The organism is Streptomyces sp. PA03-6a (assembly GCF_033792765.1).
In the GTDB taxonomy this organism is placed as follows: Bacteria; Actinomycetota; Actinomycetes; order Streptomycetales; family Streptomycetaceae; genus Actinacidiphila.
On record NZ_JARAVK010000459.1, the window covers coordinates 1 to 3,831 of the forward strand.

The 3,831-nt window shown below is 75.7% G+C and carries 2 protein-coding genes; both read left to right on the plus strand.

Translation table 11 applies throughout. The features are described 5' to 3' along the window. Window positions 1-172: 172 nt before the first annotated feature. Window positions 173-913, plus strand: a complete 741-nt coding sequence (locus PV350_RS45360; RefSeq protein ID WP_500339161.1) for an ABC transporter ATP-binding protein — start codon at window positions 173-175, stop codon at window positions 911-913. Then, complete coding sequence (locus tag PV350_RS45365) at window positions 910-3,771, plus strand: FtsX-like permease family protein (RefSeq protein ID WP_500339162.1); 2,862 nt, start codon at window positions 910-912, stop codon at window positions 3,769-3,771. Before PV350_RS45360 ends, PV350_RS45365 begins: the two co-directional genes overlap by 4 nt. Window positions 3,772-3,831 lie beyond the last annotated feature (60 nt).

The window sequence follows — 3,831 nt, forward strand, 5'->3', positions numbered from 1 at the left end:
ACTACGAGGACGACTCTCCGCCTTACGATGCACCGCACCAGACGCCGCTGGGCCCGCCCTCCGGGCGGCCGGCGCTCCTTTGACGACACGGCCTAGCCCCGCCGCCGACCACCGCGCCCCGGATGCCCCCGCGGCCTCCCGGGGCCCCGTACGCCCTTCGAAGAGGACCGCCTTGTCCCTGCTCGCCACCGAACCCCTCCTGCGCATACGCGACCTGACACGGACGCACGGCAGCGGAGCCACCGAGGTGCACGCCCTGCGCGGTGTCGACCTCGACGTCCACGCGGGCGAACTCGTCGCCGTCATGGGACCGTCCGGCTCCGGCAAGTCCACCCTGCTGGCGATCGCGGGCGGTCTGGACGCACCGACGTCCGGCAGCGTGACGGTGGAGGACACCGAGCTCACCACAGCGGGCCCCAGGGAGCTCGCGGCACTGCGCCGACGCCGTATCGGCTACGTCTTCCAGGACTACAACCTCATCCCCGCCCTCACGGCCGCCGAGAACATCGCCCTCCCCCGCGAACTGGACGGCGTCCCGCTGCGCCGGGCGCGCAAGGAGGCCGTCGCCGCCCTGCGCGACGTCGGGCTGGAGCACCTGGCGGACCGCTTCCCGGACGAGATGTCCGGCGGCCAGCAGCAGCGCATGGCCATCGCCCGGGCGCTCGTCGGGGAGCGCCGTCTGCTGCTCGCCGACGAGCCGACGGGCGCGCTGGACTCGGAGACGGGGGACTCCGTCCTCGCCCTGCTCCGCAGGAGGTGCGACGCCGGAGCGGCCGGCGTCCTGGTGACCCACGAACCGCGGCTCGCCGCCTGGGCGGACCGGATGGTCTTCCTGCGGGACGGCACCGTCGTCGACGAGACCAGGAGGACGTACGCCGAGGCGCTGCTCACGGAGGGGACGGGAGGCCGGTGACCGCCCGGATCCACGCCTGGCGGGCGGCGCTGCGGATCGCCGGCCGGGACGCCCGGCGGACCCCGGGCCGCACCCTGCTCGTCGTCGTCATGCTCGCCCTGCCCGTCTTGGGCGCGTCCGCCGCCGACGTGACGCTGCGCAGCTCGCAGCTCTCGCCGGAGCGGCAACTGGACCGCACCCTCGGCCAGGCGGACGCCGAGCTCCGCTACCCGCGCTTCGGCCCCGTCCTCCAGGGGCCCGACCCCGACGACGTCGCTGTGGACCGCACGCCTGTCGAGGGGGCGACGGGCGGCGCAGCCGACGAGCCGGCCGGCGCACCGTCCCCGGCCGTCGCCGCGCCCGTCCTCGCGCGGGCCGTGCCGGCGCACGCCCGGACGCTCGAAGAGATCACCGGCGTCGCCAAGGTGCGCACGGGACATGGCACGTTGAACGCGGACGTCCTCGAGCTCAGGACCGCCGACCCGATGACCCGCGGCATCATCACGCTCAAGCGGGGCCGCTACCCGGTCCGCCCCGACGAGGTCGCGGTGACCGCCCACCTGCTGGAGGTGAGCGGCCTGCGGGTGGGTTCACGGCTCACCGTGCGGGACCTCACCCGCCCCTACCGCATCGTCGGCGCCTACGAACGTCCCGGGGACCTGACCGCGGACGAGGTCAACGCCCTGCCCGGAACGCTGCTCGCGCCCTACGGCCGGATGCTCGCGGCGGCCGGCACGCCGCCGCTCGAACCGCCGACCGGGACTCTCCTGGTGGCGGTGCCCGGCGGGTACGGCTGGGCCATGGTGAAGGAGGCGAACACCCGGGGCGTGACGGTGCTCTCGCGGGACGTCACCCTGCATCCGCCGGCCCGCGCCGACGTGCCGCTGTACCGGGAGCACCCGGAGCTGCCCAGGCCCCGGCCGGTGTCCCCGCGGGCCACCCAGGCGGCGACCGCCGTCGCTCTGGCGCTCGCGGAGGTCTGCCTGCTCACCGGGGCCGCGTTCGCCGTCGGCGCCCAGCGTTCACGCCGGCAGTTCGGTCTCGTCGGCGCGGGCGGCGGCGAGGCGAGGGACATCAGGGCCGTCGTCCTCGGCGGCGGTCTGGTCACCGGGGTGGTCGCGGCCGCGGTGGGGAGCGTCCTCGGTCTCGGCCTGGCCGCGGCCCTGCGCCCCGTGCTGGAGGAGTGGGGCGGCGCGCGGTTCGGAGGTCTCGACCTGCGCCCGCTCGACCTGCTCGGCATCGCGCTCCTGGCCGTGCTCGCGGGTCTGGTGGCCGCGGCCGTGCCCGCCGCCGCGGCGGCGCGGCAGCCGGTCCTGGCCGCGCTCACCGGTCGCAAGGGGGTACGGCGTTCCGGACGGCGGCTCCTCGTCGCGGGACTGGGCGCGTTCCTGCTCGGGACGGCGATCGCGCTGTTCGGGGCGGTGAGGACCGAGTGGAAGGTCGTCGTCGCGGTGGGCAGTGTCATCGCCGAGACCGGCGTCGTCGCGATGACCCCGACGTTCATGGGCGTCGCCGGCCGGCTCGGGCGCCGGTGGGGCCTGTCGCCGCGCCTGGCGCTGCGGGACGCCGCACGCAATCGCGCGCGTACCGCCCCCGCCGTCGCGGCCGTGCTCGCCGCCGTCGCCGGCACCGTGACCGTCGCGGCCTACACCGGCAGCACGGCCGCCCAGGAGCGCGCGGAGTACGAGGCCTGGCTGCCCACCGGAGCCGTCTGGGTGACGGTGGACGAGGACCGCGGCCGCGACGCCCCGGCTGCCAGGAGCGCCGTCGCCCGGCACCTGCCCGTCGGCGTCGAGGCGGACGTGGACCAGTTGTCCACCGGCCGTGCCGGCTGCGACGAGGACGGGATGTGCGGTCACGTGGACGTCCTGAGGCCTCCCGCCAAGGAGTGCCCGCTGTACGACATGGGTCCCTCGAACCCGCTGTCCTCCCTGCCCCGTGCCGAGCTCAGGAAGCTGGCCTATGACTGGCGCTGCACGTACGACAGCGCGGGCATGACCACTCCCAGCGGTGTCCTGGTCGGCGACGCGAAACTGCTGACCGTGCTCGGCGTCGACGACCCCGGGGCGGTGGCGGCCCTGGCGCAGGGGCGGGCCGTCTCCCTCGACCGCCGCAACGTCGACACCCACGGCAGGGTCGCCGTCCGGTTGGTCACCGACGACCTGGCGGCGAACGCCGCCGAAGCGCGGGGGAAGGAGCCGCCGGGCAGGGTCGTCGAATTCCCCGTCCACCAGGTTCCCGGCAGCCCGCGCAACTACGGCGTCGACGTGGTCGTACCCCGGGCGGCGGCCAGGTCGGCGCACGTCGGGACGGTGCCGCTCGGCGCGTACTTCACCACCACGCACCCGCCGACCGACACGCAGCGGCAGATGACGCAGCAGGCCCTCGACGACACCGGAGCCGACGTCCGGTTCCATCTGGAGGAGGGCCCCGACGACCCGACCGGCGTCGTGCCGCTGGCGCTGGGGATCTTCGCCGCGGTCATCACACTCGGCGCCGCCGGAACCGCGACCGGCCTGGCACGCGCCGACGCCGAGACCGACCTGGCCACCCTCGCCGCGGTCGGCGCGCCGCCCGGGATCCGCCGACTGCTCAGCGCCTTCCAATGCGCCGTCGTGGCCGCCACCGGCGTCGTGCTGGGCGCCGTGACCGGGATCATCCCGGCCATCGGCCTCCGCCTGGTCGACCGGCGCATCATGCTGGCCTTCCACCAACGGCAGCTCGACGAGGGCACCGCGCCCCGGATCACCGAGCACGTGTTCATCGTGGTCCCCTGGGGGCTGCCGGCCGCCCTGCTGATCGCGGTGCCGGTGGTGGCGGCCTGCCTGGCGGCACTGGCCACCTCGTCGAGACCGACGACCACGCGCCGGGCCGCGTAGGGCACTTCTGCCGTACGCCCCGGCCGGGGGAAATGGGCTGGCCTTCGGCGGGGTTCGGGG